At 60.0% G+C, this 5,461-nt stretch carries 6 protein-coding genes; all 6 read right to left on the bottom strand.

The features are described from left to right. Positions 1-456 precede the first annotated feature (456 nt). On the bottom strand, positions 457-1,200 hold the full coding sequence (locus FJ398_25685) for a LamB/YcsF family protein (GenBank protein ID MBM3841283.1): 744 nt from the start codon (positions 1,198-1,200) through the stop codon (positions 457-459). A gap of 53 nt (positions 1,201-1,253) precedes the next feature. Further along, positions 1,254-2,297 (bottom strand): beta-lactamase family protein, encoded by a 1,044-nt coding sequence (locus FJ398_25680; protein MBM3841282.1) that lies wholly within the window; start codon positions 2,295-2,297, stop codon positions 1,254-1,256. A 203-nt stretch (positions 2,298-2,500) separates the two neighbouring features. After that, complete coding sequence (locus FJ398_25675) at positions 2,501-3,592, bottom strand: TIM barrel protein (GenBank protein ID MBM3841281.1); 1,092 nt, start codon at positions 3,590-3,592, stop codon at positions 2,501-2,503. 140 nt (positions 3,593-3,732) lie between these two features. Beyond that, on the bottom strand, positions 3,733-4,104 hold the full coding sequence (locus tag FJ398_25670) for a preprotein translocase subunit TatC (protein ID MBM3841280.1): 372 nt from the start codon (positions 4,102-4,104) through the stop codon (positions 3,733-3,735). Between the two features lie 98 nt (positions 4,105-4,202). Beyond that, positions 4,203-4,610 carry a hypothetical protein gene (locus FJ398_25665; GenBank protein MBM3841279.1) on the bottom strand — a complete coding sequence of 136 codons (408 nt, stop codon included), beginning with the start codon at positions 4,608-4,610 and terminating at the stop codon, positions 4,203-4,205. A 1-nt stretch (position 4,611) separates the two neighbouring features. Beyond that, the coding region (locus tag FJ398_25660; GenBank protein ID MBM3841278.1) for a hypothetical protein at positions 4,612-5,461 on the bottom strand (850 nt) is incomplete at its 5' end.

Below are 5,461 nucleotides of genomic sequence, written 5' to 3'. Positions count from 1 at the left end.
GTAGGGCAGGCATCCTGCCTGCCCAATGATGTCGTTGAACGCGTTTCGGGAGACAGGCAGGAAACCTGCCCTTGGAGTTTGGACATTTCCCGCGCAGTCCAACAAGCCCGACGGGAACGAATGACGCTCTATCTCCCGGAGGGAGAATCGACAATAGCCCAGCCTTTCAAGGCTGGGCTGGCGTCGCCAGGAATTCGAGTCCCGAAGGGACGGTTGAGTCTCCATGACGGGGACGCGCTTCGGCATCGAATTCATTGAGGTCGTCGGCAGTCCCCTTGCGACGTGGCAGGAATCAGCCGTCCCTCTTCGGGACTCGGCCCCCTTACTTTCGTTCCCAGCCTTGAAAGGCTGGGCTACTCTCAGGTCTCCCTCCGGGAGAAACTGAAAGATTCTACTCGTGACAGAGATACCGACGGCAAAAATGTCCAAACTCCTGAGGCAGGCTGGAAGCCTGCCCTACTCAGCGGACGCCCTTCTCAAAACGTTCCAGACGACTCGGGCGATCGCCGGCGATCCCGGTGTGTCCGAGTGCACGCAAAGCGTCTGAGGCCGCAGCGGGATTCGAGCGCCGGAAATCGTTTCGACCTGCCCGTCGTTGACGATCATCTGAACGCGGCGCCCGACTGCCGAGACGTCCCTCAGCAACGCGCCCGGTTTGGTTCTCGGGACAAGTTCGCCGCGGTCTTCGTAGCCTCGATCCGCGAAAGCCTCTTCCCAGACTTCCACGCCATTGCTTTTCGCCAATCGAGCCACATTCCCGGCCGCTTGGGCGTAAATGACCGCGCGCGGCCACCAGCGAGCGACGCTTTGGACGTAGCGGCGGCCGATTGCTTCCTTCGCCTCGCTCGCGTGGTAGAGCGCGCCATGGAGTTTGATATGATGCAACCGAGCGCCTCCTTGGTTCGCAATTTGCTCCAGCGCGCCCACCTGTTGAAGCAAGAGCAACTCCAGTTCGTCCGGTGTGAGTTGAACCGCGGTTCTCCCAAAATCGCCCCGACTCCACGGGCCAGGATGCGCGCCCAATCGCACGCGGAATTGCCTGGCCAAGCGAACACAGCATTGCATGGATGCGAGATCGCCCGCATGGCCGCCGCACGCCACGTTGGCGGAGGTGATCCAACGCATCAGGGCGCGCGTTCGGGCGATGGGTTCGCCTTCCCCCAGGTCGCAGTTCAAATCCAGTTTTTGATTTCGAATCATCCTTAAACTTTGATCTCTCCAACCTGGGTTGCATTACCCGTCGCGAAGACGACTCAAGCTGCTTCCGACACCAAATCCGACACCGGATCCAAAAGCGTCTTTCGCGAAAACGCCGCAGGCAAAGTCGTCAGGAGCACGCAACTCAAATCCTTCTCCGGATCAAGCCACATGAGGGTGCCGCTCGATCCGCTGTGGCCGCACGTTCGAGCGGAGGAACGGTTTCCGAACCCGCTGCCCATCGCCCAGCCGATTCCCCACGGCCGGTTGAGTCCCTGAGTCTGATTCGCAAGCATCGCCGCGGCGGTCGCCGGCTTGAGCACCGATGCGTCAGGATGGAGGAAATAATTCGTGAAACGACTCACATCGGCGGCGGTTCCATGCACACCGCCCCAGGGCGCGCCCAGGTTGCGCCAATAGGAACTGTTCTGCGCCCAATCTGTCGGCGCATCGTGCTGCAATTGCATGGTCTCTTCCAGTTTTCGTCCGCCAAGCCCCAACGAGCTGTCCCGCATTTCGAGCGGGCGAAAAACTTCGTCGCGGAGGAAGTCAGGGAACGAACGGTTGGAAACGCGTTCCACAATTTCGCTCGCGAGCAAGATGCCCATGCTTTGATAACTCACGCGCGTTCCTGGCGAGAACAAAAGCTGAGTCTTGCAAGTGCCCGCAACAAAATCTCTCAACGACGCGTGACGTTTGCGGAGTTCCTCATTTTCGGGAAGCATGTCCGGCAAGCCCGACGTGTGGGTCAGCAAATGCCGGAGAAGTACGCGCTCTCGCTCACCGCCGCTGAATTCTGGCACGAACTTCTGCACGCGGTCCTCAAGGGAAACCCTCTCTCGATCCACAAGAATCATAACCGCCGTCGCCGTCATCGGCTTGGTGAGCGAGGCCAGGTAGAAAACGGAATCCGGTTTGGCGATCCCGAAGTGGTGTGCCGACACTTGATTGCCGCGCCGCACCTGAAGAACCGCGCCGGCCAGCTCGCCGGAATCCACCTTTCTTTGCAGCAGGCGCACGGCTTCATCCGTATTGGCCGAGGCTGGCTGAACTGCGAAGGGCAAGGCTGCGGCTCCAATCAGAAAATCACGCCGGTTCATGTTCGGGCAAAACTGTGGTTATTGACTCTCGGCCCCTGGTAGGGCTGCGCTGCCGCGCAGCCGGTGCGATACGTTTCGCTCACGGCGTTCTGGGTCCATTTCAGGCACTGCGGCCTTCGAAATTCCTCTTGAAACTGACGGAATCATGGCTGCGCGGCAGCCCAGCCCTACCTTACAACTGAAACTGATTTTGGCCAGCCTAGCTAACCCTTCTTAGAGCTGACCGCTCGGAGGAGCGCCTTGATGTAGCCGATGCTGTAAGCCCAGCCGACCCTCGAGCCGCCGACCATTCCAGGCACATGGTCCGCGATTAACGCGCCGCGGAAGTCCACGTCGTGGAGTGTTTTCATGAGCTTGAGCATGTCCGTGTAACCGTTATCCACGAACGTCTCGACAAAGTATGGGATCGGCGCGCTGACGTTGCGGAAATGGATCTTCCAGAGCTTGCCCATCTTCGCGAAGGCGCGCGCGGCCTCAAACACATCCTTGCCCATGTGCTTTCCGCCTTCCATCCAGGTTCCCGCGCACAGGCAAACGCCGATGTTCGGGCTGTTCGCGATCTTCAGCGCCCGCACGTAGCCGGCGAAGTTTCCGAAAATGCAGCGCGGCACGCCGCCCAATTCCGGCACCGGCGGATCGTCCGGGTGAATGCCAATGCGAATGCCGAGTTCCTCGGCGACGGGCACGACCTGTTTGATGAAGTAGGCGTAATTCTCCCAAAGCTCATCCGGGTTGTATTTGCGGCCGTGCGTGAGCGGACCTTCAAACACTTTGCCGACCCAGTAACCCTTCGGGTTCTTGTTCAGATCGAACGCGCGCGCCGGCGCTCCCCCTCGTGTGGTCTCGCGTTCACTGCTCCAGATGCCGTTGCCCATGTGCGCGTAGGTCGTGTAATGGATGCCGGCTTTGGCGAGGTTGCGAAGATAGTTCTTGTACTCCTCGATTTTCGCGTCGCGGCCCGGCAGGTTCAACGTCACTTCGGGCATGTTATGGACGTTGCTGTTGCCAATGTTCCAAACTTTGATCCCGGCGGCTTCCACGCGGTGTTTCAAGCGAATGAAGTTCTCCGCCGTGGCGCGCTCGCCGCCGCTGGGAATATTGACGTACTCGACGCCAAGCTGCTGGGCGAACTTGAGATCTTCGTCGGTCGCGTCGCCGGAAATCTGGAGCGACACTTTGATGCCAGGGGGCAAGGGTTCGAGCTTCTTCGCGGCCGCGCGGATATGGAACGGCTGCGAAATGGCCAGGGCGGTCGCGGCACCACCTGTGAGCTTGAGGAATTGCCTGCGAGGCATGGGTTGAGAGATGGGGAGATTATCTTTGGTCATACGGCGAAGATTGGCGAGGCGTCGTGCGAGGATCAACCGTTTTTTGAGTGGAGTGCCTGGAGGAAAGGAGCGCGGGCAGCCTTGCCCGGTGCGATCTAAAGTGTTGGTCAGCGACTCCGATTGACTTCCCTCTCTCCCCGCGAGGAACGAGAGGGGAGAGAGTTGGAGAGAGGGGTTTCTTCACAACAGGAGAAGCGAGCCAACGCACCTCCTCTCCCCGGCCCTCTCCTCCTTCGGGAAGAGAGGGAGAAGACTTCGTTTGCGAACCGAAAATACCGCCGGCCTTTGGCCAGCCAGGCGTGCGGAATGACGCCCAGACGAACCAAAGTCAGGACCACAACCCGTATTTCGAGGCTCAGCCCGGTGCCCGACATGAGAATCATCACAAAACTGAAGTACTCTGCGGCTTGCCAGAAATCCGTCGAAAAACCAAACCAGCGATTCACCTGGACACGCGGACTCTGGGCGTGCATCGGCACGCGCGCGCCCTTTCACATGGAAGGTGGCCAAGGCACGACGAGCAAGGTGATGAAATTTCAGCTTCGCCCCGATCCGCTGGCAAGGTGAGAATAGGCTCTCAATCGCTCACCAACTGGAAGTTGGGCATGTCCGCGCGCGGCCGACGTTTCAACAGCGCGTGGATCGGCTCGAAGGTGCGCAGGATTCTCTGGTAGTCCGGATCGTCCGTCGAAGCGAAAACTGGGAGGCCGCATTTCTGGGTCCCGCCCGCAGCCGCTGCCAGCGGCGCAAGCAGGAAATTGTTTTTCTCGGGTTTCATCACCCGGGTGAAGAATTTTCGCGGAACGCCGGCTTGATGACAGGAAACGCATCGGCGCGAGGCCACTTCCTTCAGGGTGCTGTCCAGATCCAGCGGCATCATGCGGCGGCTGCCCATCTGGTCCTTGTGGTTGGACGAGGACGTGCCGTAGTACGGAACGTTCAGATCCATCCACAAATAGACGCGCCGCCGGTCCTCGTCCGGCACATCAACTCGCGGTTTGCCGCCGGTGTCGCGGTGTCCGCTGCGAATGATCTCGGCGAGTTTGCTCGCCGGACTGCCCCAACGCCGGGGTGAAATCCATGAGGTAATTCGCCGAAAGCCGTTTCGGCTTCGAGCCGTCGCGTTCCATCCGATACAGCACCGGCGAAGTCGTGACCCAGCAATAGGCGTAGGCCGGCCGGCGGTCGGAGATGAACGCGATGCCGCCGTCCGGCAGCCAGCAGGGATCCAGGTTGTTCTGGGCGCCGTGCGTCAATTGGGTCAATCCGGTGCCATCCAGGTTGATTCGGAAAATCTGATAGTTGTGCTTCTCGTCGGGGTATTGCGAAATATCCTCGACGTGTCCCACGGGATTCGAAGCCACATGACCGCCGCGACGCCAGGCAAAGACAATTTCCCGGCCGTCGTAAGACAGATCGGCGGTGGTGATCATGCCTTCGCCAGCGTCAAAAATGCGCCGCAACTGACCGCCCGTTTCGTCCGGCGTGAAAATGTAAAGACCGCCGCCGGGCCGAAAACCTTCGACGTGGTAAACATACACGTGCGAGATTTCCAGCGGCTTGCGCTGAACCAGGAGGATGTCGCGAAAGCCGAAGCGTCCCTCCACCAAATCACGCCGCAACGCGTGGGCCTTGGGCGTTTTCTCCTCCGGCGGAGTCAGTAGCTCCTCACTGAACTGGCTGCTGGCGGAGACTCGGGCTTTCGGAGCCAGATTCGCGGTCGGGTCGCTCGCCGATACAGGTCGCGCTGTGTCCGTGAGCCAACCGATGAGGATCAGAGAGAGAATTCTCCGAAAATGTTTCGCGCATTGAACCCCTGAACCCACCCCCTGCCCC

The organism is Verrucomicrobiota bacterium (genome assembly GCA_016871535.1).
Taxonomy (GTDB): domain Bacteria; phylum Verrucomicrobiota; class Verrucomicrobiia; order Limisphaerales; family SIBE01; genus VHCZ01.
Note: the sequence above shows the minus strand (reverse complement) of the source record. Positions and strands in the feature narration are given on the sequence as shown.